The sequence below is a fragment of the Streptomyces sp. NBC_00989 genome (assembly GCF_045162655.1).
In the GTDB taxonomy this organism is placed as follows: domain Bacteria; phylum Actinomycetota; class Actinomycetes; order Streptomycetales; family Streptomycetaceae; genus Streptomyces.
Genome location: NZ_CP108728.1, coordinates 3,960,690 through 3,983,725 on the forward strand (window position 1 = coordinate 3,960,690; position 23,036 = coordinate 3,983,725).

A 23,036-nucleotide genomic window follows, 5' to 3' on the forward strand; every position below is an offset into this window, starting at 1 on the left:
GTGACGTCGACTCTGGAGGCCGCAAGGGCTGTTCGCGCTACGACGGCCCCCTCCTCGGCCGCTCGCACCGGGCACCGGCACTCCTCGCTCACCGTCCGGGGCAAGGACCGGCCCGGCATCGTCGCGGCGGTCGGCGCGGTGCTCGGTGAGCACGGCGCGAACATCGTCTCCCTCGACCAGTACTCGGACAATCCGCAGGGCGGCGCGTTCTTCCAGCGCACGGTGTTCGGCCACGACCACCTCGGGGCGGCGCTGCCCGCGATCGAGGACGGACTGCGGCAACGGCTCGCCGGGGACTTCGAGTTGGAGTTCACGCTGCGGGACCTGTCGGTGCCCAAGCGGGTGGCGATCTTCGCGTCGAAGTCCGACCACTGTCTGCTGGACCTGCTGTGGCGGCACCGGCGCGGTCAGCTCCCCGTCACCGTCGCGATGGTGATCTCCAACCACCCGGACACGGCGGAGGAGGTCCGGTCGTTCGGGATCCCCTTCTTCCACGTGCCGACAACTGGCGCTGACAAGTCGGCCGCGGAGGCTGAGCAGTTGAGGCTGCTGCGGGGCAACGTCGACTTCGTCGTCCTGGCCCGCTACATGCGGATCCTGTCGGCGGACTTCATCGAGCGGCTGGACGTGCCGATCATCAACATCCACCACTCCTTCCTGCCGGCGTTCATCGGCGCGGGCCCCTACGCCAAGGCCAAGGAACGCGGCGTGAAACTCGTCGGCGCGACGGCCCACTACGTCACCGAGAACCTCGACGAGGGCCCGATCATCGAGCAGGACGTGGTCCGGGTCAGCCACGCGGACACCGCCGCCGAACTGCAACGACGCGGCGCCGACGTGGAACGGGCGGTGCTCACGCGAGCGGTGCAGTGGCACGGCGAGGACCGCGTGCTCCGCCACGGCAACCACACGATCGTCTTCGCATGAGCCGACTCGGAGATGTGGACGTGCTCGTGACCGGCCTGGGCGCCATGACCCCGCTCGGCGCGACGGCACCCGAATCATGGCAGGCGCTGCTCGACGGACGCTCCGGTGTGCGCGCCCTGCATGACGAACACGGCTCCTGGCCCGAGGAGTTACCGGTGCGGATCGCGGGCTCGGTGTCCGCCGACCCGGTCGACGTCCTCGGCCGGGTGCACGCCCGCAAGCTGGACCGCGGTGAGCAACTGGCCGTGGCGGCGGCCCGGGAGGCCTTCCAGGACGCGGGCCGGCCCCCGGTCGAACCCGAGCGGCTGGCCGTGGTCGTCGGCACCGGCATCGGGGGCGTGCTGAGCACGCTCGGCCAGAACGACGTCTACGAGCGGTCCGGCATGCGGAAGTTGTCGTCGTACGCCGTCCCGATGCTGATGCCGAACGGCCCGGCGGCCTGGGTCAGTATCGACCTCGATGCCCGGGCGGGCGCCCGTGCCCCGGTCAGCGCCTGTGCCTCGGGCGCCGAGTCCATCGCCCTGGCACTGGACCTGATCCGCCTCGGCCGCGCCGATGTCGTGGTGGCCGGGGGCACCGAGGCGAGTCTGCATCCGCTCATGGTCGCCGCGTTCGCGCAGATGAAGGCGCTCTCCCGGCAGGAGGGCGACCCGGCCGCCGTGTCCCGGCCGTTCGACGCCGACCGCTCGGGGTTCGTGATCGCCGAGGGCGCGGCCGTACTGGTCCTGGAACGCGCCGAGTTCGCCCGCGCCCGGGGTGCCCGCGTCTACGGCGCGGTGGCCGGTGCGGCCGTCACCTCCAGTGCCCGGCACATCTCGGCGTCCGACACCGAGGGGCAGGTCAGCGCGATCCAAGCGGCCCTGCGGGACGCGGAGTTGGAGCCCGCCGACATCGGCCATGTGCACGCCCACGCCACCTCGACACCGGGCGGCGACCTCGCGGAGGCCGACGCGGTGACGAAGGCGCTGGGTACGCACCCGGTGGTGACGGCGACCAAGTCGATGACGGGCCACATGCTGGGCGCGTCGGGGGCGTTCGGCGCCATGTCCGCCCTCCTCTCGCTGCGCCACGGGGTCGTCCCGGCCACCCGCAACCTCGACGCCCTCGACCCGCAGATCAACCTTGACGTGGTCAACGGCGAGAACCGCGGGGGCAGTTGGGACGCGGCACTGGCCAACTCCTTCGGCTTCGGCGGCCACAACGTCAGCCTGGTCCTGAAGCGGACGCCATGAAGCAGGAGCGAAGGAACACGGCACTGACGATCGGCGTACTGGGCACGGGCGACATCGCCGTCGCACTCGCGACGATGTTCGCCCGTGCCGGGCACGAGGTACGGACCGGCGGGCGCCACGAAGAGGTCGTGGCAGCGTCCTCGGTCGTGATCCCCGCCGTCCTCGGCGTACCGGGAGCGGTGCAGCGACTCCGGCCCTGGCGGGGCGAGTTGCGGGGGAAGATCCTGGTGGACATCACCAACCCGTTCACCGGCGGCCACGTCGACTTCGTGGGCCCCTGGGCCACCGGCGGCACTCCGGACCTGGCCGCCGCGTTCCCCGGGGCACGGCTGGTGGGCGCCTTCAAGAACGTGTGGTGGGAGGGGTTCGACGGCACCCCCGACCCGTCCGTCCCCGAAATCCACGTGATCTCCGACGACTTGGAGGCGAAACGGACGTTCCTTGGGCTGTGCGCGGGAACGCCCTTCACCTACGTCGACGGAGGCGGGCTGGACCAGGCGCGGCGGGTGGAACGGATGGCGTTGCGCGGGGTGGGGTCGGCGGGAGTGTTCGCGGAGGCACACCCCGCCGCCGTATAAGGCGGGCCGGAGGCGGGCAGTGATCATGGCGTCGTCTCAGCACTGTGAAGGGATTCACCGTGACCGTCGCGCCTCCCCCCATCCCCAGGGCCGCGGGTTCGCTGCCGCTTCTGGGCCACGCGATCCCCCTCCTCCGCGACAACCTCGGATTCGTCGCCTCCCTGCGCAGCTACGGCCCGCTCGTCGAGATCCGGCTCCAGCCCGGCCAGTCCACCATCGTCGTCAACGATCCGCCCCTGATCCGGGCCATGCTGGTCGACCTCGCCCCCACCCTCGACAAGGGCCGGTTCTTCGAGAAGATGGGCCAGTTGCTCGGCGACAGCGTCGTCACCGCGGCGGGCACCGAGCACGTGCGCAAACGGCGTCAGCTCCAACCGGCGTTCCGGCACGCCGAGATCACCCGGTACGTCGACATCATGCGCGAGCAGGTCACCGCCGCGGTGAACGGCTGGCGGTCCGGCCAGGTCCTCGACGTCCGCGAGGCCATGGTCCGGCTGTCCCTCGACATGCTGGCCGCGACCGTGTTCTCCGGCAGCATCGACGACGACGCCTTCCGCCGGCTCCGCGAGGACCTGTCGGTGGTCATGAACGGCGTCGGCGCCCGCATCATGCTGCCGGACTGGGTGGAGAGGCTCCCGCTGCCCGCCAACCGCCGCTTCACCGCGGCCCGCGACGCCGTCCGCGCGACCATCGACACGGCCGTCGCCGAACTGCGCGCCGCCGACCGGGACACCGGCGACATGCTCTCCCTGCTGCTCCGGGCAACCGACGAGGAGACCGGCCGGCCGCTCACCGCCCACCGGATCTGCTCCGAGATCCTCACCCTGGCCGTGGCCGGCACGGAGACCACCGCGTCGGTCCTGTCCTGGGTGCTGTACGAGCTCGCCCGCAACCCCGACATCGACGCCCGCGTCCAGGACGAGCTCGACACCGTCCTCGGCGACCGCCCGGTCACCTTCGAAGATTTGTCCCAACTCCCCTATCTGGCAAGGGTGATCCGCGAGACCCTACGGCTCCACCACACGGGCTGGCTGGTCACCCGCCGCACGCTCACCGCGACGCGGCTGGGCGACTGGGAGATCCCGGCCGACACCGAACTGGCGTACTGCCAGCACGCGTTGCACCGCGACCCGGCGCACTTCCCCGACCCGCTCGTCTTCGACCCCGACCGCTGGCTGGACGACGGCCGGCGGCGTTCCGCCGCTCCCGTTTCCCAGCTTCCTGATGAAACGTTCCTGCCGTTCGGTGCGGGCAAGCACAAGTGCATCGGCGACCGTTTCGCCCTGGCCGAGATCACCACCGCGATCGCCACCCTGACCCGCGCCTGGCACCTCGACCTCACCACCGACCGGGCCGTCCGCCCGGTGGCCCGCGCGACGGTCCGGCCCAGCACCCTCCGGATGACGGCCCGGCCCCGGACCCGGGCCCGCCCGACGACCATCTGACGGCCACCCGCCGACATCGTGGGGGCTCGCGCCGTACGACGCGGGCCCCACGTGCGACGACGACGGAATCCAGCCCTTTCCGGACTGGAGTAACGTGGCATTACCGAGCGCACCTCGCACGCCGTCAGCCGTTTCGGCGTCGCCCTCGGGGAACGGCAACGCCGGATCGCATCGCGTCCGGCCGGAGAAGAGCCGCCCCACATGAGCCTGATGAGTCTCGGAGTACTGCACTCCTCCCGCAAGGAGAACGAGTTCCGTCTGCCGCTGCACCCCCGCCACCTCGACCGGATCGCCCCGGACATCCGGGAACGAATCTTCCTCGAACAGGGCTACGGCGAAAGGTTCGGCATCGCCGACGACGCGCTGCGCCCCCTCGTCGGCGGACTCCGTTCCCGTGAGCGCCTGGTCGCCGAGTGCGACATCATGCTGCTGCCCAAGCCCATGCACGAGGACCTCGCCGAGCTGCGCGAGGGCCAGGTGCTGTGGGGCTGGCCGCACTGCGTGCAGGACGAGAAGACGACGCAGATCGGCATCGACCGACGGCTGACCCTGATCGCCTGGGAGGCCATGAACCACTGGACGTCCACGGGCGCCTTCAGCGTCCACGTCTTCCACAAGAACAACGAGCTCGCCGGCTACTGCTCGGTGCTGCACGCCCTCCAGCTCGGCGGGCTGACCGGGAGCTACGGCCGCCGGCTGCGCGCGGTGGTCATAAGCTTCGGCGCCACGGCACGCGGCGCGGTCACGGGCCTGGGCGCGATGGGCGTCTCCGACGTCACGGTGCTCACACAGCGCGCCGCGGCGGCCGTGGCGTCGCCGATGCCGTCGGTCGTGATGGGGCACTTCGAGGAGCAGGAGGACGACCCGACGCGCCTCCAGGCGGTCACCGGGCTCGGGCCCGTCCCGCTCGCGCAGTACCTCGCCGGGTTCGACATCGTCGTCAACTGCGTGCTCCAGGACACCGACGCGCCGCTCATGTTCGTCAACAACGAGGAACTCGCGCTGTTCCAGCCGGGGACCTTCTTCATCGACGTGGCCTGCGACGAGGGCATGGGCTTCGCCTGGGCCCGGCCGAGCGGCTTCGGCGACCCGATGTCCACGGTCGGACCGGGCTGCCACTACTACGCCGTGGACCACAGCCCGTCCCACCTGTGGAACTCCGCGACCTGGGAGATCAGCGAGGCGCTCCTGCCGTATCTGGGTACGGTCATGAGCGGCCCCGGCGCGTGGGACGACGACGTCACGGTACGGAAGGCCATCGAGATCCGGGACGGTGTCGTCCAGAACTCGAAGATCCTCTCCTTCCAGCACCGGTCGGCCGCCTACCCGCACGCCCCCGAGGCACAAAGGCCCGAAGGTCATGAGGTAAGGCGGCCTGACGGCAAGGCAGTTGGTGGTCCGGTGCCGGTCTAGTGGTCTAGCTCCGGTTGACCCCGGTGGCCACCGCGTGGCCGATGAAGAGATAGACGAGGGCGGGCAGGCCGTAGTTGACCACGGTGCGCCAGTCCGCCGAGTGGATGGTGAACAGGTTGTGCGACCAGCCCGACAGCCAGTTGGCCGCGTCGTGGACCCAGTCGACCGAGCTGTTCGCGCCGTTGGCGTTGAACAGATAGAGAGCGATCCACAGGATCAGGATCAGTGCCGCGATGTCCGCGATGACGGAGATGACCGTCCCCGCGGGGCTTCCGCCGTAGCGTCTGGACATGTTCAACGGATGGCCCGGAACGCCGAGTTGAAACCTCTCGGCGTCCGGTGCCGTCAACGGCGGGCCAGTTGGCGCTCGCCGCCGGCACCCGGCTGGTACGGCAGGCCGTAGTGCTTGAAGACGCCTTCCTCCTGCTCGGCGGGCAGTACGTCGTCCGTGCCGATCGAGGGGGCCAGCTTCACCAGCGCCTTGGGATACCCGACCTTGACGTAGTCCGGACCCACGATCGCGTGGTCCAGCGGGACGAAGACCAGCCGGTGCCGCGTGGGCAGTCCGACCCGGACCGTGGCCATGGCCGGCTCGTCGGTGGCGGTGTCCACGTACACGGCCTCCAGCACACCGATCTTGTGCGACTCCGCATCCACGACGTCACGCTCCCGCCACTCCCGGACATCGGCGATGCGAATCATGACCTTCTCCTTCGAACGGCTCGCCCACCGGTGGCGGCCCACTGCCGCCACAATCGGTCGATCTCGGCGCACATCACCACGGCTTCCCGCCCTGCCAGGTCCTATTCAGCCAGGTCGGCGCGAGAATCAGGACGCACACCGCGGGCCTCCCGGGAGCGGCACCCCGGCGTCACCGGCCGACGGACGGCCCGCCCGGAAAGTGGCGCTCGATCACCCGTGCCACCCCGTCCTCGTCGAGGGAGAGCGTGACCTGGGCGACCGCGTCCAGCACACTCGGGTGCGCGTTGGCGACGGCGTACGGCATGCCCGCCCAGGCCAGCATCGGGAGGTCGTTGGGCATGTCGCCGAAGGCCATCGTCTCGGCGGCGGTGATGCCGCGGTCGGCCGCGAACCGCCGTAGGGCATGGGCCTTGCTCACGCCCAGGGCGATGGCCTCGACCAGTCGCTCGCCGTTGGAGTGGTAGACGGTGACCAGGTCGGCCAGTGCGGGGGCGGCGAGGGCGAGCAGCTCGTCGGCGGTCAAGTGCGGGTGCCGGCCGACCAGTTTGGGCGCCGGGCGGTCCCACAGGCCGGCCTCGCCGGGACGCCGGACGGTGATGTCGTCGTCCCAGGCCCCGGCCTCGTAGAGGTCGTCGCCGTGGAGTTCGTCGGCGTACTCCACCGCGAGGCCGAGGCCCGGGATCGCCGCCCGGAGCCGACGGACGGTCTCGGCGAGGGTGCGCGGGTCGATGGCCTGCTCCGCCACGACGGTTCGGGTGCCCATGTCGTAGAGGAACGCCCCGTTGGAACAGATCGCCGTCCCGAACGCGCCGAAGGCGTCCGCGATGGGGTCCATCTGGCGAGGCGGCCGCCCGGTGGCGAACACGAACTCGGCGCCCGCGTCCCGGACTCGGGCGAAGGCCTCGACGGTGCGGGCGGAGACGGTGCCGTCCTCGCGCACGACGGTCCCGTCGAGGTCGGTGGCGACGAGCCGGGGCCGAACACCGCTGCTGGTCGTCCGCGTCATGCGTGGCTCCTCGCCGCGAGATGTTCTGCCGGGGTGGGCCGGCCGGTAACTCCCCGATGGGGGTGGGTGGTTCGCGTACGGCGACCACGGGGCCGACACGATCACCCTATGCAGGTCCGGCCCGCTCGGTAGAGTGGCCCGATCACCCGCCCGGTGGGCCGGTCGGCGTCGTCCTCGCCCAGGAGGACACGAAAGGGAGAGATGACCATCGCCCCCGCCAGCGACCCCGCACTCGTCCGCGCCCTGCTCACCGAGCAGTTCCCGCACTGGTCCCGACTCCCCCTGGTTCTCGTGGAACCCGCCGGTTCGGACCACGTCATCCACCGCCTCGGCGACACCATGTCCGTACGACTGCCCCGCAGCGACTGGGCCGACGGCGAGGCCGCCAAGGCACACACCTGGCTCCCCCTCCTCGCACCCCAACTGCCCCTGGCCGTCCCGGAACCGCTCGCGCTCGGCGCACCCGGCCGCGGCTACGCGTGGCACTGGTCCGTCACCCGCTGGCTGGACGGAACGACGGCGACCGTGGAGGGCCTCGCCGACCCCGACCTGGCCGCAGATCAACTCGCCGACTTCCTACGGACGTTGCAGCGCGTCCCCGCCGCCGGCACGCTGCGCCCCGGCCCCCACCCCGAGCTGACCCGCCCGCCGTTGGCCACCCGCGACCGCGACACCCGGGCGGCGATCGAGGCCGTGGCCGGCGTCTTCGACACCGCCGCCCTGACCGAGATCTGGGACAACGCGCTCGACGCCCCCGCCTGGGACCGCGAACCGGTCTGGTGCCACGGGGACTTCCACACGGGCAACCTGCTCACCGTCGACGGCCGTATCTCCGCCGTCATCGACTTCGGCGGGCTGAGCATGGGCGACCCCGCCTGTGATCTGGTCGTCGCCTACACCCTGTTGTCCACCACGACCCGCCCGCGCTTCCGCACCGCGCTCGGCCTGGACGACGCCACCTGGACGCGCGGCATGGGCTGGGCCATGACCACCGCCCTGAACGCGTACACGAGTTACGCGGCCACCGAACCCCGCGTCGCCCGGCAGACCACCCGCCAGCTCACCGAGGTCCTCACCGAGCACGCGGGTGTCACCCCAACAGACCGGCGGGCGCCCGCAGTTCGGAATGAAGCGGCAGCCGGACTCTGAAGGTCGCCCCCCGCCCGGGCGCCGAGTCGACCTCGACCCGACCCGCGTGCGCACCGACCAGGGAGTCGACGATGGCCAGCCCCAGCCCGGCGCCACCGGTGGCGCGCGTACGAGACGTGTCGGCACGGTAGAAGCGTTCGAAGATGTGGGCGGTCTGGGCCGGGGTGAGCCCCGGCCCCTCGTCCGCCACCTCCAGGACCGCGTCCTCGCCGAGCGTGCCCACACCGATGCGGATCGCGGTGCCGGGCGGGGTGTGGGCGACCGCGTTGCCGACGAGGTTGGTCACGACCTGGCGCAGCCGGGCCTCGTCGGCCAGGGCGGGAGCCGAGGCGGGGGCGCCGACGCCGTCCGGGCCTGTGAGGGCGACCGGGCGGGCCGCGTCCAGGGCCCGTACGTCGTGCAGGGCGTCGGCGGCGAGGGTGCGCAGGTCCGTGGGGGCCAGTTCGAGGGCCGGGCCCGGCTCGCCGGTGGTTCCCAGGCTGTGCTCGTCGAAGCGCGCCAGCAGCAGCATGTCCTCCACCAGCCGGGCGAGGCGGTCCGACTCCCGCGCGATGCGGGCCATCGTGGCGTCGATGTCCTCCCGGTCGGAGACCGCGCCCATGCGGTGCAGATCCGTGAGGCCCTTGATGCCGGCCAGCGGGGTGCGCAGCTCGTGGCTGGCGTCGGCGACGAAGCGGGTCATCCGCGCCTCGGACTCGGCACGCGCGGCGAACGCGGTCTCCACCTGGGCGAGCATGCCGTTCAGGGCGGTGGCGAGACGGCCCATCTCCGTGTGCGGGCCCGCCAGTTCGGGGACGCGGCGGGACAGGTCACCGGCCGCGATCTCGGCCGCCGTCTGCTCGATACGGGTCAGCGGGCGCAGCCCGGAACGCACCGCGAACCACCCGGCAAGACCCAGGACGACGAGCAGCCCGAGCCCGGTGGTCTCGTAGATGTGCCACATCCGGTCCACCGTGCCGTCCACCTGGCTCATCGACGCCGACACGACCACGCTGCCGCCCGCACCACCGCCCGCCAGCGTGGCACGGGGCACCCGGGGCACGACGATCGACCGCCACCGGGCGTCACCCGAAGTACCGGCCACGGTGAACGGCTTGCCCGCGCGGGCGGTGACGGCGGGCGCGTCCAGCCTGGGCAGGTCCGGCCCCGACGCGTCCTCGGTGCGTTTCGGACCGGCGAGCGAGTCGATGCTGCTCTCGACGGCGCCGTCCTCGTCCACGTACGTGATGACGGGGTTGCCCAGCACCTCCGTGCTGAAGTCGGTGAGACCGGCCGGCGGTCTCCCGTCGGCCCCGGTCTTCGCCACGGTCGGCGGGAGCAGGGCGAACACCTTGGCGGAGGCCCGGAGTTGGGCATCCACGCGGTCCACCATGTACGCGCGCAGGGCGTTCCCGGTGACCAGGCTGAACGCGGTGAACCCGGCCGTCAGCAGCACCACGGCAATGAGCAGCACCCGGCTCCGCAGCGAGGCCCGCGCCCAAAGGACGCGCGGCCGGAAGGAGTTGGTGCTCATGCCCGCGGCCCGCGCAGGACGTACCCGACTCCGTGCACCGTGTGGATCAGCTTCGGCCCGCCGTTGTCCAGCTTCCGGCGCAGATAGCTGATGTACGTGTCGACGATGCCGGTGTCGCCGCCGAAGTCGTACTCCCACACCCGCCCGAGGATCTGCGCCTTGCCGACCGTGCGCCCGGCGTTGGTCATCAGGTAGTGCAGCAGCCGGAATTCGGTCGGTGAGAGCCGTATCGGCTCGCCCGCGCGGGTCGTCTGGACGCCCTCCGGGTCGAGTTCGAGGTCGGCGACCCGCAGCAGCGCCGAGGGGTCGCCGCTCGTGCGGCGCAGCACCGCGCCGATCCGGGCGATCAGTTCCTGGAGGTCGAAGGGCTTGGTGACGTAGTCGTCGCCGCCCAGGAGCAGCCCCTCGATCTTGTCCTGGGTGGCGTCGCGGGCGGTGAGGAACACGACCGGGATGTGCCCCGCGCGCGAGTCCGCACCCCGCTGCTCGCGCAGCCGCCGGATCACCTCGAAGCCGTCCATGTCGGGCAGCATCACGTCCAGCAGGACCAGATCAGGCGACACGTCACGGGCCCCGTCCAGCGCCTCCTGCCCGGTGGCCGCCGAGGCGACCGTGAAACCGGCGTGCCGCAGCGCCGCGCACAGCAGCTCCCGTACGGTCGGTTCGTCGTCGACGACCAGCAGGTTCACGTCCGTCGTGGTGGGCCGGGACAGGTGCGGTCCCGCCCGCTCAATGGTCGCCAAGGGGTGCCTCCAGGGGGCCGGGACCGGTTCCCGGCGCCGGGGTGTGCGAGGACGCGGCCGACGGGGACTTGCGCGCGAGGATACGGCGGGGGGACGTCATTCCTCCGTAAAGGTCCGCTGTGCGCAGCAGGCTGCCCAGGAATCCGGCCACGCCTCCGGCGAGCAGCCCGAACACCACCGTCCACAGCACGCTGCCGCTCAGCTCGGCCCGCGTGCCGCCCATCTCACTGCCGAACATGCTGACGCCGAAGTTCCCGGACGCCCCGGCCAGCCAGGCCGCCGAGCCCAGGACGACCGCCGTGACGAGGCCGAACCGCTCGGCCATCCCGAGGTGCCGGGCCAGCGGGCCGTCGTAGCGGTGCAGCGGGCGGGTGTGCGCCGGGACCGTGTTCCGGGCGGCCGCATAAGCGCAGGTCAGCAGGATGACGGCGGTCACCGCGAGCGCCGCGGGCCACAGCGGCCAGCCTCCGGCCGACAGACTCCCGAGGTGTTCGGTACGGTCCGTCCGCTGCGCGGCGGCGGTCTGCTGTCCGCCGCCCAGGGCGCCCATCAGCGAGGCGAGCGGATTGCCGCCCTGGCTCTGCACGGGGTGCGTCGCGGCCGTCCACGGCGCGCCCACGCCCAGCGTCAACAGGACGGCCAGCGCGTTCGGCGCCGCCAGCAGCACCCCACCGGCCACCGTCCCGACCCGCCCACCGGTCACCGCTCCCACGAACGTCAACAGCGCCGTCGGTACGGCGACCAGGACCAGGAGCGCGCGCAGGACGGCCGAGAGACTCGGCGCCCACCCGGGCCGCACCCGGTCCACCGCGCCGCCCAACGGCACCCGCACCCGCCGGCCGACCAGGCACCCCAGCGCGAGCACCACGGCCACCCACACCAGCGCGCCGAACGCGGTCGCGCCGACATGGACGTCGTACGACATCGTCGTGTCCTGCGCCGAAGCGCTGCCGCCACCACCGCCGAACATTCCGCCCAGCGCGCCCGTCGCGCCACTGCCGGCACCGCTCGTCCCGGCGCTCTGCCCTCCACCGCCGAGCCCCTTGCTCATCGCCGACGCGGGCATGCTGAACGTCCCGTGCGCGAGGGTGGCGACGAGCACGAAGGCGACCAGCGCCGCCGCTCCGGCACCTGCGGCCCGGGCGCCCAACTCACTTGCGGTGACCGGCCGTTGCCGCAGTCGCCGCGAGAACACCAGCCACAGCACCACGGACCCGGCCAGCGTCACCCCGAGCGGCATGACCGAGGCCGCCCCGCTCATCGACGGGCTCATCCCGCCCCCGCCGAAGAGCCCGGACAGCATCGAACCCAGCGATCCCGAACCGCCAGTGTTCGCGCCGGAGTTGACCGACCCGGCACTCACCGATCCGCCAACCGCCATGGCGGTCAAGGCCATTGCCATCGTGCCCGGCGATCCCACCGAACCCGCCCCCAGCAGCCACAGCGCGAGCCACGCCACGGCGGCCATCGCGACGAGCCCGCACAGCGCGGCCGCCGCCCCTTCGAGGGCGCTCGCTCCCAGGCCGTCCGGCAGGGCCACCGAGGCAGGACGGGAAACAGGGCGGGACCTTGCGGTCGTAGAGGCAGAGGCAGGCATCGCGGGAACCCTCCGGAGCGTTTCGGGGACGTCGTCCGCACAAGGTGGCGTACGCGATTGCCGGGTTCCGGAGAGGTTCTGGGAGGTTTCTGAGAGTCGGCGCGGAACGGGCGCAGGTCACCGGCGCGGGGCGGCGCACGGCCGACCGGGTTCCCAGGAAGTTCCCAGACGCGCCGCAGTTCCGCCAGTCCGTCGGCCGTGCGGAAGGGCGCGGCCACGTCGTCCTGGGCCTGCCACTCGCCGTAGGCGTTGGTCTCGTGCAGGAAGAACGGGGCCATCCGCTCCCCGCCCTCGTCGGGATCCTCGGCGAGGGCCACCACCTGGTTCGGCCCGATCGGGCTGGGCCCGGGGTCGGGGCGGCCCAACTCACCGACCTCGTCGCGGTAGTACTCCCACACCTCGGGCACGGAGGGGACGAACCCGTCGGCGATCCAGGCGGCCCGGCGCGCCGGCGTGACGCGCACCGTACGGCCCCGGTAGCTGAACGGCTCCCCCGCGAAAGCCGACTTGAGGGTGGTCACCACCTCGGTGACCCGCTTGGCCCGCTCCTTCATCGGCACGTCGAACATGGCGAACTCCTCGCGCACATACCCGCCCGCGACGATCAGGTCGACGCGCCCCCGGCTGATGTTGTCGAGGACCGCCAACTCCTCGGCGAGGCGCAGCGGATCACGGACCAGGCGGGTCCAACGGGTCCAACGGGTCCGACAGGTAAGACAGGTAAGAAGCGGGCCCTGCGGAAGCCGAAGTTCCCCCAGGGGCTACCGGGCAGTAACCGCTTCCCCCTACGCTGCTGCCGCCAACAAGGCTCCAACGAGGCCACGGTGAAGGGGACTTGACCCATGAAGGCGATAAGACGGCTGGCCGCGCTGCTCGGCGCGACGGCCCTGCTGCTGACGGGGGCCGCGGGCAACGCCCATGCGGCGGCGGCGAAGTTCTCCGAGACGACGACGATCGGGACGCACAACGCGTACGAGAAGGACAAGTACACGTACTGGGCGCAGGCGTTGGACTCCGGGGCCTCACTGCTCGAACTGGACGTCTACGTCGACAGTTTGAGCAAGCGGTGGCGCGTCAGCCACAGCGACCTGCTCTCCAACGACAACAACTGCGAGTACGCGAGCACCCCCGCCGATCTGTACAGCAAGGACCGCAACCAGGACCTCGGCAGCTGCCTCGACAACATGGCCGCCTGGAACACCCTGCACCCGGACCACGCGCCCATCATCATCAAGGTGGAGATGAAGGTGGGCTTCAACCAGACCATCGGCCTCGGCCCGACCGCGTTCGACACCCTGGTCTCACAGAAGCTCGGCAGCAGCGTCTACAAGCCCTCCGACCTGCTCGGCTCCTCGTACTCCACGCTCGACGCGGCGGCGAAGGCGAACGCGTGGCCGTCCCGCGACGACCTCAAGGGCAAGTTCATCTTCGAACTGATCCCCGGCACGGTCGAGCAGTCCAACCCGTTCGACAGCTACTGGACGGACCAGGAGTACGGCGACCATCTGCGCGACCTGTACGCGGCCGGCACGATCGCGCAGGCGCAGGCCTTCCCGGCGGTGCTGGGCGCGGCGAACGGCGACCCCAGGGCGAGCCGTTGGACGTCGGACACCTCGATCCGCCCGTGGTTCATCTTCTTCGACGGTGACGCGGCGACCTACGTCAACAACGGCTACGACACGTCGTTCTACTCCACGAACCACTACATCCTGATCATGACGGACGCGTACGCGGTGGCCCCGGCGATCTCCTCGACCGCCCCCACGGACGCGGAAGTCGCCGCCAAACTGGCACTACTGGCAGCGGATCACGCAAGCGTGATCACTTCTGACTGGTCGTCGAAGTCGGCGTCGGTCCTGTCGTCGGTGGCCACCAGAACCTGAGGTTCCGGATCCTGGGGACGGGGCACAAGTCCCCCATGTTGCATGGCATCGACGTAAGCGCGTTCCAGTCCACCGCGTACGACACGGACGGCTCCTCCTTCGTCTTCATCAAGGCGACGGAGGGCCGCTCGTACGTCAACCCGAGACTCACCGCGCAGACGAAGACGGGCCGTGACGCGGGACTGGTCGTCGGTTTCTACCACTTCCTCTGGCCGGGCGACATCACGGCCCAGGCGGAGTACTTCGTCAGCAAGGCCCCCGAAAAGGCAGGCGACTTGCTGGCCGTCGACTGGGAGACCACGGGCGACGGCACCCACGCCACGAACGCGGAGAAGGACAGCTTCATCCGCAAGGTGAAGGCCCTCCGCCCGAACAACCGGGTCCTCCTCTACTGCAACCGCAGCTTCTGGCTGACCCTCGACAAGACCTCCTACGCGGGCGACGGCCTGTGGATCGCCGACTACACGACAGCCGGCAAGCCCCGCATCAAGGCGGACTGGACCTTCCACCAGTACACGTCCGACCCCCACGACAAGGACGTCGCCGACTTCACGGCCAAGGCGTCCTTGCAGACGTGGGCGAAGGACGCCTGATGGCCGTGCGAGCCGTCGGGTGAGCAGTGGTGCGAGCCGTCGAGTGAGCGGTCGGGTGAGCCGGCCCCTCAGCCCTTGAAGTCCCCGGTCCGCTCCGGCGAAGCCTCCGCCAGCCCCTTCACGATCCCGTCGACACCCTCCCGCAGCCCGTACACCGGCGTCTCCGGCTGCTGCCGCCAGGACTCGTCGAGGCTGCCCGCGTCCACCGTGTCGAAGCCGAGGTCGTTGATCAGGGCGCGGACCACACGCTTCGCCGCCTCGTCGTCGCCGGCCACCGGGAGGGCGAGGCGGTCGGGGGCGCCGGCCGGGCGGGGGCGGTCCAGGATGTCCTGGGCGTAGGTGCCGTTGAAGGCCTTGATCACGGTGTGGCCGATCTGCCGCGCGGTCCAGCGGCTCTCGGTGAGGCCCTCGTCGAGGATCGCGGCGATCCGGCCGTCACGCGCGGGGTAGTAGTTCCCGGTGTCGATGACCGCGACGTTCTCCGCCGCGCCGTCGAGGAAGCCCTTGGGCAGGCTCGGGACCGCCTTCAAGGGGACGGTGACCACGACGACCTCGGCCCCGTTCGCCGCCTCCTCGACCGGTACGGGGGTCGCCCCCGTCTCCTCGGCCAGCGCGGTGAGCGTCTGCGGGCCGCGCGAGTTGGCGACGGAGACGTCGTGGCCGAGTGCGGTGAGCCGCCGCGTGAGGTTGCCGCCGATGTTGCCCGCGCCGATGATGCCGATCTTCATGACAGACCCTTCGCCGATCCCGAATTCATGCACGCGCATGCTTCTGGATGGCCACAACCCCGGGCGGCCATCGCCTATTCCGAGTCCTCCGCCAGACGAGTGACAAGTACACGAGCGACAGGCAACGGCGACGGCGAACGACGGACAAACGGCCGACCGCCCCGGAACCTGCTCCCCGAACGGATCCTCCGACTCCGCCCGAAGCACCTCCGCCGCCGTCTCCCACCACCTGGAGGAACTGCCCGTCGGCACCACCCACGCCCTGCTCCTGCGCGACGGCCGCCCCCTCGCACAGGGCCCGGCGGCCGACGTGCTCACCAGTGACCAGGTCGGCAAGTGCTTCGGCCTGCCGCTGGTCCTGGAGCGGCACGAGGACCGCTGGAGCGTACGGATCAGACGCGGCTACCGGACATGACCCGCCGGACATGACGGAAGGGGCGCCCGTCCACGGTAGGACGGGCGCCCCTTCCGGCCGGTCGGGTCACTTGTTCAGGTGGGCCCAGAACTCGTCGAACGACAGGACCTTGTCCCCATTGAGGTCCCGGCTCTTGATGATGGCCTCGGCGACCGTCTCGGTGACGTTCCAGTCGCCTCCCTGAGCCAGGGCGGTCTTGAACTCGGCCGCGGTGATGAAGCCGTCACCGTCCGTGTCGATCCGCTGGAAATGCTTGCGTGCTTCCTCGATGTCCGCCACCGGATCCGCCCCTTCGTAACGCTTTACTGCCTGTTGACGGACGTCAGACTAACCGGCCGCGCGAGCCCGCAGCGCGGCGACCACCCACGCGAACTCCGGCCGGTGCGCCGCCGCGGGCTCCCCGCCCTTCACCGTGGCCAGCAACTCCCGGTACCGGGCGAGCCGTTCGTTGGACGCCGACTCCATCCGTTCGAGTACGACGGCCGGGTCGCCGCCGTCGCCCAGCACCTCCCGCAGGATCACCTCCGCCTCCGGCGACTCGGGGGCGATCCCCCGCTGCCTGGCCTCCGCACCCAGCTGCACCAGCCGCATGGGGAACCAGGTGGACCGCCCGCGGACGGCGGCGCGCTCCTGGTCCGAGGCATTGAACTCGACGGCCTTGCGCATCTGCGCGCGGAACTCCGGGTCCTGCACCATCTCCGCCAACTCCACCCAGGCGTCGACCTGTTCGGGGGTCGGGTCGTCCGGCAGGTCCACCGCGATGGAGCGCATCCGCTCCTTGATGCACGGATCAACGGCGTCGAGGTCGTGGAACAGTTCCTCCACGAACTCCTCCATGATCCGCCTGCGTTCGGCCGCCGACAGCCGTGCCAGCTTGTTCATCAACGTCATCTCCTCCGCGGTCGAGCCGCGTCTCGCGACGGTCGACAGCACCGCACGGGTCACCCGCAGCGAACGGATCTGCGCGTCCAGCGCCACGACATGCGCGGCGGCCACCTCGGCGACCGTCTTCTCACCGGCCAGCACCTTGCGCACGTCGTCCAGACCGAGGCCCAACTCGCGCAGGGTACGGATCAGTTCGAGGCGGGCGGCGCACTCGGCGTCGTAGAGCCGATAGCCGCCCGCGGAGCGGGTGACCGGGGTGAGGACGCCCTCGTCGGACCAGTAGCGGATGGTGCGCACGGTCAGTCCGGTGGACCTGGCCAGTTCCCCGATGGTGAGGAGTCCGGTGCCGTCGTCGATCATGTCTGGAGTGTGGGCCTTCCAGTGGGTGGAGACTCAAGCGGCGCGAGGAGCTTGGTGATGGAGACTCTCAGGGACATTCTCGACGCGGTGGCCCGGGACGACCTCCCGCCGGCGGACGGCCGCGTGACCGTCGTACCGCAGACGTCCGAACGGGACGCGGGAGTGCTCGCCTTCACCGCGCACGCGGTCGTCTTCCTCGACGAGGATCCGCGGTGGGTCCACGACACCCTCGCCGCCGTGCCGTGCGACGCGCTCGCGGCGCCGATGAACCCGTATTTCCTGATGGCCCTGCTGGAGCGGACGGGCCGCAGGGCGGAGACGATCGACGCGATGCTCGTGGGTTCCCCGCTGCCGGGCCAACCCCCGCTCCCCCTGCGGGAGATCACGGACGGCGACCATCCACGGATCGTGTACGCCCGCGGCCGCCGCGACGACGTGCGCGCCTGGACGACGGACGGCGGTGTGCTGGTGCTGGGCCGCGGGGTCGGGGGCCGCCTTGAGGTCTCCGTGGAGATCGACGAGGACGTACGACACCGGGGGCTGGGGCGCGCGCTGGTGGCCGCCGCCCGGCACCTCACCACCGAGCCGCTGTGGGCGCAGGTCGCGCCGGGGAACGCCCGCAGCATGCGGGCGTTCCTGGCGGCGGGCTACCGCCCGGTGGGGTCGGAGGCGGTGCTGCTCAGCGCCCGATAGGCCGTACTTGTACCGGATGAAACGCGGCGGGTCTCAGCGGAAGATGCCGGTGTGGCCCAGCGAGTAGCGCCCCGGCTGCGGGTACACCGCGAGACCGTGCGGCCCCCCGCCGACCTTGATGCGGGCGAGCTGGGTGCCGGTGCGGGTGTCGATGGCGTAGACCTCGGAGTTGTAGCGGCCGGACAGCCACAGGACCTTGCCGTCGGCCGAGACGCCGCCCATGTCGGGGCTGCCGCCGTTCGGGAGGTGCCATTTCTTCGTCAGCTTGTTCTTCGTGAAGTCGAAGATGGAGATGGTGCCTTCGCCCCGGTTGGAGATGTACATCTCGCGCGAGTCCCGGCTGATGTACAGGCCGTGGCAGCCCTTGCCGGTGGGCAGGAAGTCCGGCTTGGCGAAGGTGTCGCCGTCCAGGACCCACATGCCGTTGGCCATCATGTCGGCGATGTAGAACTTCCTGCCGTCCGGCGAGATCTTGACGTCCTGCGGCATCGAGCCGTGGAACGGGAGCTTCTGCTGACCGATGACCTTCATCTTCTCGGTGTCGACCTTGAGCAGTTCGCCGCTGAACTCGCAGGAGACGACGAAGTACCGCCCGTCCGGGGAGAAGTCGGCGTGGTTGACGCCGTAGCAGCTGACCGGCACGGCCTTCACGGTCTTCATCGTGTGCGCGTCCCGGAACACCAACTGCCGGTCCAGCGAGGCCATGACGATCGCGTACTTCCCGTTGGGCGTGAAGTACAGGTTGTACGGGTCGTGCACGTCGACGGGCTTGCCGGCCCTGCCCGTTCGCGGGTCGATCGGGGTGAGGGTGTTGCCCCGGTCGTTGTTGACCCACAGCGTCTTCAAGTCCCAGGAAGGGACGACGTGTTGGGGCTGCGCGCCGACCGGGATGGTCTCGACGACCTTGTACGTCCTCGGGTCGATCACCGAGACCGTGTTGGCGTTGGTGTTGGGGACGTAGACCCGGGACGGGAAGTCCCGTACCACCGGGGAGAGTTGGTTGGGCCGGTCGGCCGCGTACACGTCGGCCGGGTCGAGCACCGGCGGCATACCGGGCAGCGCCCGCGCGACCTGCGCCTTCTTCTCCTGCTGCGGCGGCGGCGCGGCCTGGGTGCCGAGGGCCTCGTCGGCGTGGTCCTGCGATCCGCAGCCGGCGAGGGCGGCCAGCGCGGCGAGCGCGGCGCCGCCGACCAGGACGCGGGCGGCGCGGGTGAGGGGGATGTGTCGCATCAGCTCAGCAGCTCCGTGGTCGTCACCGCGCGCAGTCCGCGGCGGTCGAGTTCTTCCAGTACGGCGGGGAGCGCGGCGACCGTGTCGGCGTACCCGAAGTGCATGCTGACGACCGACCCGTCGCGGACCTCGGCGCGCACCTTGCGGGTGACGGCGGGGGCGCCGGGCGCGGTGAAGTCGAGGGAGTCGACGTCGTAGGACAGCACGTGCGGGTAGCCCACGCGGTGGGCCAGGCGCTGGACGAGCGGGGACGCGGCCGGGGCGCGCGAGGGCCTGAACCAGGTGCCGATCGAGCCGGTGAGCCGCTTGAGGCGGTCGGCACAGCCGGTGATCTCGGCCAGCGCGTCGGCCTCGGACAGGGTGTTGACGGCGATGTGCCGCTGGGTGTGGTTGCCGAGGTCGTGGCCGCCGTCGAGGATGCGGCGGGCCATCCCGGGGTGGGTGTCGAGCCAGGTCCCGACGGCGAGGACGGTGACGCGGGCGCCGTGTCTCTCGGCCTCGGTGAGGAGCGCGGTGGCGATCTCGGGGTCGCCCTGGCCGTGGAAGGTGAGCGCGATCCTGGGGTGGTCGCGGGGTCCGTGGGTGATCTGCGCGGGCTGGTGGGGGAAGGCGCGGGGGGCGGGGGCGGTGAGCGGCGTCGCCTTGGCGGCGGGGGCCGGTCCGCTGGCGGGGGCGGCGGGGGATGCGGTGGAGCCGGTCGTGGCACATCCGGCGGCGAGAGCGCCCCCGGCGACGAGCCCGGCACCCGCACGCAACGCCGTACGGCGGTCGGTCGTGGTCACCCGCCCCATTTAAGGGGCGCCGAGTAAGAAACCGGGGCATTAACCCGTTCGGGGGACCCACACGGGTCGCGCCTGGAACGAGGGTTCACAACAGCACCCGAAGGGGCGCGGGGCTGTGTCGATTTGCGGCTCCGCCGCGTGGGCGCGACCAGCCACGACGGCGCCGCGGAAAACCGACAACCTACCGCGGCGTCACAACAGCCCGCTCAGCGATCAGAGACCCGCATCTCGAACCACGTCGTCTTCCCACGCGGCAGCAGATCGACGCCCCACCGATCGGAGAGCTTGTCGACGAGGAACAGCCCCCGTCCACTCAGGTCCATCTCCTGTACCGGCATCAGACACGGCAACCCACGCGAGGGATCCCGAACCTCGACCCGGATCCAGCCCCGCCGCCGCTTCATCCGCAGCCCGAACACCCGGGCGCCGGTGTGCCGTACGGCATTTCCGACGAGCTCCGAGACAAGTAAGACGGCATCCTCGGTCAGTTTCGGACTGAGCCCCCAGTGCCGCAGAACGACGATCTGGGTGAGCCGGCGGGCCGTCGCGGCGGACTCCGGACGGGACGGGAGCGGAACTTCCGCCTCCGTCGGATTGCCGAACAACTCGATCGCCTTGAGCGCCCGCTCGTCCTCGACCGCAGGCGACCAGCGCGCCGCGGTCGCACGGCCTTGTCCCCGCGGCTGTCCGATACCTTCCAGCCCCGCCATGCGTCCATCATGGCGGCCCCGAACGGGCTCCGGGGCGGTTCCGGAGGAATACGCCCCCCGGAAGCCCCCGTTCCGCGACATCCGATTGGCATGTGCCAATGGCATTGCAGGGCTTGTCACAGCCCCTCCGACCTGCGGTGAAGGCTCTGTTGGAGGCAATCGCCAGGCTCCCTCGACAAGGCAGGCTTAAGGTCACGTTAAGGTTCCCATAAACCGCCTCACCGAGGGACCCGTATGAGACATCACGTCAATTGCAAGTGGTTGAGCGGTATTTGACGGTCCAGTACACCCGGGTTGACGGTCCGGTTCAGAGGAACTTCGCCTTGCCAGGGCCCTCTTCGACGAAGCTCCGCATCCCCCGCTCACGGTCCTCGGTCGCGAACAGCCCCGCGAACCACGTGCGTTCGACCGCGAGCCCGGTCTCGATGTCCGTCTCCAACCCCGTGTCGATCGCTTCCTTCGCCGCACGCAACGCGATCGCCGGACCCTGCGCCAACTTCGCCGCCCACGCATGCGCTTCGGTGAACACCTCGGCGGCGGGGGCGAGTCGGTCGACGAGCCCCAGCGCCAACGCCTCGTCCGCCCTGACCATCCGACCCGTGAAGATCAGGTCCTTCGCCTTCGACGGACCGATCAGCCGCGCCAGCCGCTGCGTGCCGCCCGCACCCGGAATCAGCCCCAGCAGAATCTCCGGCTGCCCCAACTTCGCGTTGTCCGCCGCGATCCGGAAGTCCGCGCACAACGCCAACTCACAACCCCCACCCAGCGCATAGCCCGTGATCGCAGCCACCACCGGCTTCGGAATACGGGCCACCGCCGTGAACGACTCCTGCAACGCCCGCGACCGTACGACCATCGCCGCATGGTCCATACGCTGCATCTCCTTGATGTCCGCGCCGGCCGCGAACACCTTCTCCCCGCCGTAGACCACCACAGCGCGCACGTCATCACGACGGCTCGCCTCCTCGGCGAGTTCCTTGAGGCGGTCCTGGGTGGCGACGTCCAGCGCGTTCATGGGCGGGCGGTCGAGGCGGATGGTGCCGACGCCCTCGGCGACTTCGAGATTCACGGTCATGAGGGCAGGTTAACGCGCGCTAACGACAACGGGCCCGGTGCTGTGTGTCACAGCACCGGGCCCGTACATCAACTAATGACTGCCGACAACGACCGCCGACCGGAGGCTTACGCCTTCCACTTGGCCCACGACATGTTCCAGCCGTTGAGCCCGTTGTCCGGCGCCACGGTCGCGTCGTTGGAGTGCTTGACGACGACCACGTCACCGATCATCGAGTGGTTGTAGAACCAGGCGGCCGGAACGCTGCCGCTGTAACCGCCCTTGACGTCCTGGAGACCGACGCAGCCGTGGCTGGCGTTGTAGTTGCCGAAGGCGCCGCCGCCCCAGTAGTTGCCGTGGATGAAGGTGCCGGAGGTGGTGAGGCGGATGGCGTGCGGGACGTCCTTGATGTCGTACTCGCCGCCGTAGCCGACCGTTTCACCGTTCATCCGGGTCACTTCGAGCTTCTGGCTCATGACCATCTGGCCGTTCCACGTGTCGTAGCCGGGCTTGCCGGTGGTGACCGGGATGGTCCTGATGGTCTTGCCGTCCTGGGTGACCTTCATGGTGTGCTTCTTGGCGTCGACCACGGAGACCTGGTTGCGGCCGATGGTGAAGGAGACCGTCTTGGACTGCTTGCCGTAGACGCCCGAACGGCCTTCGACGCCGTCGAGGTTGAGCTTGACGGTGACCTTGGTGCCGGACTTCCAGTAGTTCTCGGGGCGGAAGTCGAGGCGGTCGTTGCCGAACCAGTGACCCTCGACGTCGACGGCCGGCACGGTCGTGATGGTGATGGCCTTCTTCACGTCGTCGGGGTGCGTGATGCCCCGGGTGAAGTTGACCGAGAACGGCATCCCGACGCCGACCGTGGAGCCGTCCTCCGGGGTGAAGTCACCGATGAAGGTGTTCTTCGGGGTCAGCGTGGTGAAGCTGGAGTCCTCGGCGGCGACCCGGCCGTCGGAGTCCTTGGCGACCGCGTGCACGGTGTACTTGGTGGAGGCCGCGAGATGCGTCGCCGGCGTCCAGCTCGCGCCGCCGCCGGTGATCGCGCCGGAGACCTTGGCGCCGTCGGAGTCCTTGACCTCGACCTCGGTCAACTTGCCCTTCGCGGCGCTGATCTTGAGGGCGCCGCTGGTGTCGACGGACTTCGAGCCGTTCTTGGGGGCGATGGTGACGACCGCCTGCGACTGCTTGGTCTCGGCCGTGTCCGACCCCTTGGCCTTGCTGTCGCTGGAGCCGGACCCGGAGTCGGAACCGCCGCCGCCCCCGCACGCGGTGACGGCGAGCAGCAGTACGCCGAGGATCAACGCCAGCAGCCCCTTGTTCCTCCGGCCGCGCGCGTCCCCCGACGCCCCCGATATCGGTCGCACGTTCAAGACTTTCTCCCCTCGCCGGGCC

The 23,036-nt window shown here is 70.7% G+C and carries 24 protein-coding genes and 1 pseudogene; 10 read left to right on the top strand and 15 right to left on the bottom strand.

All coding sequences use genetic code 11. The annotated features are described in order from the left end of the window. From purU to OG714_RS16980, 5 genes are all read left to right on the top strand, one after another. Positions 1-927, top strand: coding sequence for a formyltetrahydrofolate deformylase (purU, locus tag OG714_RS16960; RefSeq protein ID WP_406121884.1), 927 nt, complete (start codon positions 1-3; stop codon positions 925-927). Beyond that, the gene (locus tag OG714_RS16965) at positions 924-2,159 is read left to right on the top strand and encodes a beta-ketoacyl-[acyl-carrier-protein] synthase family protein (protein WP_406121886.1); all 1,236 of its coding nucleotides are present in this window, start codon (positions 924-926) and stop codon (positions 2,157-2,159) included. The genes purU and OG714_RS16965 overlap by 4 nt, the downstream gene beginning before the upstream one ends. Then, complete coding sequence (locus OG714_RS16970; RefSeq protein ID WP_406121888.1) at positions 2,156-2,737, top strand: NADPH-dependent F420 reductase; 582 nt, start codon at positions 2,156-2,158, stop codon at positions 2,735-2,737. The genes OG714_RS16965 and OG714_RS16970 overlap by 4 nt, the downstream gene beginning before the upstream one ends. A 59-nt stretch (positions 2,738-2,796) precedes the next feature. Beyond that, positions 2,797-4,182, top strand: a complete 1,386-nt coding sequence (locus tag OG714_RS16975) for a cytochrome P450 (protein ID WP_406121890.1) — start codon at positions 2,797-2,799, stop codon at positions 4,180-4,182. Positions 4,183-4,383: 201 nt separating this feature from the next. Then, entirely contained in the window at positions 4,384-5,595 is a 1,212-nt protein-coding gene (locus OG714_RS16980) for a N(5)-(carboxyethyl)ornithine synthase (RefSeq protein ID WP_406121892.1), read from the top strand. A gap of 4 nt (positions 5,596-5,599) precedes the next feature. Here OG714_RS16980 and OG714_RS16985 read toward each other — a convergent pair whose 3' ends face one another. The 3 genes from OG714_RS16985 to OG714_RS16995 all read right to left on the bottom strand — a co-directional run bounded on the left by OG714_RS16985 (position 5,600) and on the right by OG714_RS16995 (position 7,303). Next, positions 5,600-5,887, bottom strand: coding sequence for a hypothetical protein (locus OG714_RS16985; RefSeq protein WP_406121894.1), 288 nt, complete (start codon positions 5,885-5,887; stop codon positions 5,600-5,602). Between the two features lie 53 nt (positions 5,888-5,940). After that, positions 5,941-6,297 (bottom strand): PRC-barrel domain-containing protein, encoded by a 357-nt coding sequence (locus OG714_RS16990; RefSeq protein WP_406121896.1) that lies wholly within the window; start codon positions 6,295-6,297, stop codon positions 5,941-5,943. Between the two features lie 169 nt (positions 6,298-6,466). Next, positions 6,467-7,303, bottom strand: coding sequence for an HAD family hydrolase (locus tag OG714_RS16995; RefSeq protein ID WP_406121897.1), 837 nt, complete (start codon positions 7,301-7,303; stop codon positions 6,467-6,469). A 201-nt stretch (positions 7,304-7,504) separates the two neighbouring features. On the opposite strand from OG714_RS16995, the gene OG714_RS17000 reads away from it, so the two are divergent. After that, a complete protein-coding gene (locus OG714_RS17000; RefSeq protein WP_406121899.1) occupies positions 7,505-8,452 on the top strand; it encodes an aminoglycoside phosphotransferase family protein in 948 nt (315 codons plus the stop codon). On the opposite strand, the gene OG714_RS17005 is transcribed toward OG714_RS17000, so the two are convergent. From OG714_RS17005 to OG714_RS17020, 4 genes are read right to left on the bottom strand one after another with little or no spacing between them, the layout of a single operon-like run. Beyond that, entirely contained in the window at positions 8,394-9,965 is a 1,572-nt protein-coding gene (locus OG714_RS17005; protein ID WP_406121900.1) for a sensor histidine kinase, read from the bottom strand. The two genes, OG714_RS17000 and OG714_RS17005, sit on opposite strands and share 59 nt — an antisense overlap. Continuing rightward, complete coding sequence (locus OG714_RS17010) at positions 9,962-10,708, bottom strand: response regulator transcription factor (protein ID WP_406121902.1); 747 nt, start codon at positions 10,706-10,708, stop codon at positions 9,962-9,964. The genes OG714_RS17005 and OG714_RS17010 overlap by 4 nt, the downstream gene beginning before the upstream one ends. Next, positions 10,695-12,176: a streptophobe family protein gene (locus OG714_RS17015; RefSeq protein ID WP_406131851.1), complete on the bottom strand. Its 1,482-nt coding sequence runs from the start codon at positions 12,174-12,176 to the stop codon at positions 10,695-10,697. Before OG714_RS17015 ends, OG714_RS17010 begins: the two co-directional genes overlap by 14 nt. Continuing rightward, entirely contained in the window at positions 12,095-13,063 is a 969-nt protein-coding gene (locus OG714_RS17020; RefSeq protein WP_406131852.1) for an LLM class flavin-dependent oxidoreductase, read from the bottom strand. The genes OG714_RS17015 and OG714_RS17020 overlap by 82 nt, the downstream gene beginning before the upstream one ends. 84 nt (positions 13,064-13,147) lie before the next feature. Here OG714_RS17020 and OG714_RS17025 point away from each other — a divergent pair, with 84 nt between their 5' ends. Both OG714_RS17025 and OG714_RS17030 read left to right on the top strand, forming a co-directional pair. Further along, positions 13,148-14,188: a phosphatidylinositol-specific phospholipase C domain-containing protein gene (locus OG714_RS17025; protein WP_406121903.1), complete on the top strand. Its 1,041-nt coding sequence runs from the start codon at positions 13,148-13,150 to the stop codon at positions 14,186-14,188. 35 nt (positions 14,189-14,223) lie between these two features. Beyond that, on the top strand, positions 14,224-14,781 hold the full coding sequence (locus OG714_RS17030; RefSeq protein WP_406121905.1) for a glycoside hydrolase family 25 protein: 558 nt from the start codon (positions 14,224-14,226) through the stop codon (positions 14,779-14,781). A 68-nt stretch (positions 14,782-14,849) separates the two neighbouring features. Here the strand turns inward: OG714_RS17030 and OG714_RS17035 are convergent, their stop codons facing one another. Then, positions 14,850-15,509, bottom strand: a complete 660-nt coding sequence (locus OG714_RS17035) for an NADPH-dependent F420 reductase (protein WP_406121907.1) — start codon at positions 15,507-15,509, stop codon at positions 14,850-14,852. Between the two features lie 217 nt (positions 15,510-15,726). Here OG714_RS17035 and OG714_RS17040 point away from each other — a divergent pair. Next, positions 15,727-15,924, top strand: a pseudogene (locus OG714_RS17040) (ABC transporter ATP-binding protein); the annotation flags it as partial. Between the two features lie 66 nt (positions 15,925-15,990). On the opposite strand, the gene OG714_RS17045 reads toward OG714_RS17040, so the two are convergent. Next, positions 15,991-16,203: an EF-hand domain-containing protein gene (locus tag OG714_RS17045; RefSeq protein ID WP_019060883.1), complete on the bottom strand. Its 213-nt coding sequence runs from the start codon at positions 16,201-16,203 to the stop codon at positions 15,991-15,993. Positions 16,204-16,251: 48 nt separating this feature from the next. Then, positions 16,252-17,169 (bottom strand): MerR family transcriptional regulator, encoded by a 918-nt coding sequence (locus OG714_RS17050; RefSeq protein WP_406121910.1) that lies wholly within the window; start codon positions 17,167-17,169, stop codon positions 16,252-16,254. Positions 17,170-17,226: 57 nt separating this feature from the next. Between OG714_RS17050 and OG714_RS17055 the strand changes: the two genes are divergently transcribed. Next, positions 17,227-17,862 (top strand): GNAT family N-acetyltransferase, encoded by a 636-nt coding sequence (locus OG714_RS17055; protein ID WP_406121911.1) that lies wholly within the window; start codon positions 17,227-17,229, stop codon positions 17,860-17,862. 33 nt (positions 17,863-17,895) lie between these two features. Here OG714_RS17055 and OG714_RS17060 read toward each other — a convergent pair whose 3' ends face one another. The 5 genes from OG714_RS17060 to OG714_RS17080 all read right to left on the bottom strand — a co-directional run bounded on the left by OG714_RS17060 (position 17,896) and on the right by OG714_RS17080 (position 23,014). After that, on the bottom strand, positions 17,896-19,092 hold the full coding sequence (locus tag OG714_RS17060) for a hypothetical protein (protein ID WP_406121913.1): 1,197 nt from the start codon (positions 19,090-19,092) through the stop codon (positions 17,896-17,898). Continuing rightward, complete coding sequence (locus OG714_RS17065; protein ID WP_406121915.1) at positions 19,092-19,883, bottom strand: polysaccharide deacetylase family protein; 792 nt, start codon at positions 19,881-19,883, stop codon at positions 19,092-19,094. Before OG714_RS17065 ends, OG714_RS17060 begins: the two co-directional genes overlap by 1 nt. Before the next feature lie 197 nt (positions 19,884-20,080). Next, on the bottom strand, positions 20,081-20,584 hold the full coding sequence (locus OG714_RS17070) for an anti-sigma regulatory factor (RefSeq protein ID WP_033282803.1): 504 nt from the start codon (positions 20,582-20,584) through the stop codon (positions 20,081-20,083). Between the two features lie 307 nt (positions 20,585-20,891). Beyond that, positions 20,892-21,659: an enoyl-CoA hydratase/isomerase family protein gene (locus OG714_RS17075; RefSeq protein ID WP_406121917.1), complete on the bottom strand. Its 768-nt coding sequence runs from the start codon at positions 21,657-21,659 to the stop codon at positions 20,892-20,894. A 107-nt stretch (positions 21,660-21,766) separates the two neighbouring features. Continuing rightward, a complete protein-coding gene (locus OG714_RS17080; RefSeq protein WP_406121918.1) occupies positions 21,767-23,014 on the bottom strand; it encodes an Ig-like domain-containing protein in 1,248 nt (415 codons plus the stop codon). Positions 23,015-23,036: the final 22 nt, after the last annotated feature.

Coding starts and splice junctions, on each gene's coding strand:
- OG714_RS17060 (WP_406121913.1), bottom strand. CDS start 19,092: ATGCGACACATCCCCCTCACCCGCGCCGCCCGCGTCCTGGTCGGCGGC.
- OG714_RS17065 (WP_406121915.1), bottom strand. CDS start 19,883: ATGGGGCGGGTGACCACGACCGACCGCCGTACGGCGTTGCGTGCGGGT.
- OG714_RS17075 (WP_406121917.1), bottom strand. CDS start 21,659: ATGACCGTGAATCTCGAAGTCGCCGAGGGCGTCGGCACCATCCGCCTC.
- OG714_RS17030 (WP_406121905.1), top strand. CDS start 14,224: ATGTTGCATGGCATCGACGTAAGCGCGTTCCAGTCCACCGCGTACGAC.
- OG714_RS16970 (WP_406121888.1), top strand. CDS start 2,156: ATGAAGCAGGAGCGAAGGAACACGGCACTGACGATCGGCGTACTGGGC.
- OG714_RS16965 (WP_406121886.1), top strand. CDS start 924: ATGAGCCGACTCGGAGATGTGGACGTGCTCGTGACCGGCCTGGGCGCC.
- OG714_RS17000 (WP_406121899.1), top strand. CDS start 7,505: ATGACCATCGCCCCCGCCAGCGACCCCGCACTCGTCCGCGCCCTGCTC.
- OG714_RS17025 (WP_406121903.1), top strand. CDS start 13,148: ATGAAGGCGATAAGACGGCTGGCCGCGCTGCTCGGCGCGACGGCCCTG.
- OG714_RS17035 (WP_406121907.1), bottom strand. CDS start 15,509: ATGAAGATCGGCATCATCGGCGCGGGCAACATCGGCGGCAACCTCACG.
- OG714_RS16990 (WP_406121896.1), bottom strand. CDS start 6,297: ATGATTCGCATCGCCGATGTCCGGGAGTGGCGGGAGCGTGACGTCGTG.
- OG714_RS17005 (WP_406121900.1), bottom strand. CDS start 9,965: ATGAGCACCAACTCCTTCCGGCCGCGCGTCCTTTGGGCGCGGGCCTCG.
- OG714_RS17050 (WP_406121910.1), bottom strand. CDS start 17,169: ATGATCGACGACGGCACCGGACTCCTCACCATCGGGGAACTGGCCAGG.
- OG714_RS16995 (WP_406121897.1), bottom strand. CDS start 7,303: ATGACGCGGACGACCAGCAGCGGTGTTCGGCCCCGGCTCGTCGCCACC.
- OG714_RS17015 (WP_406131851.1), bottom strand. CDS start 12,176: ATGGCCGCCGTGGCGTGGCTCGCGCTGTGGCTGCTGGGGGCGGGTTCG.
- OG714_RS16985 (WP_406121894.1), bottom strand. CDS start 5,887: ATGTCCAGACGCTACGGCGGAAGCCCCGCGGGGACGGTCATCTCCGTC.
- OG714_RS17070 (WP_033282803.1), bottom strand. CDS start 20,584: ATGGCGGGGCTGGAAGGTATCGGACAGCCGCGGGGACAAGGCCGTGCG.
- OG714_RS16980 (WP_406121892.1), top strand. CDS start 4,384: ATGAGCCTGATGAGTCTCGGAGTACTGCACTCCTCCCGCAAGGAGAAC.
- OG714_RS17055 (WP_406121911.1), top strand. CDS start 17,227: ATGGAGACTCTCAGGGACATTCTCGACGCGGTGGCCCGGGACGACCTC.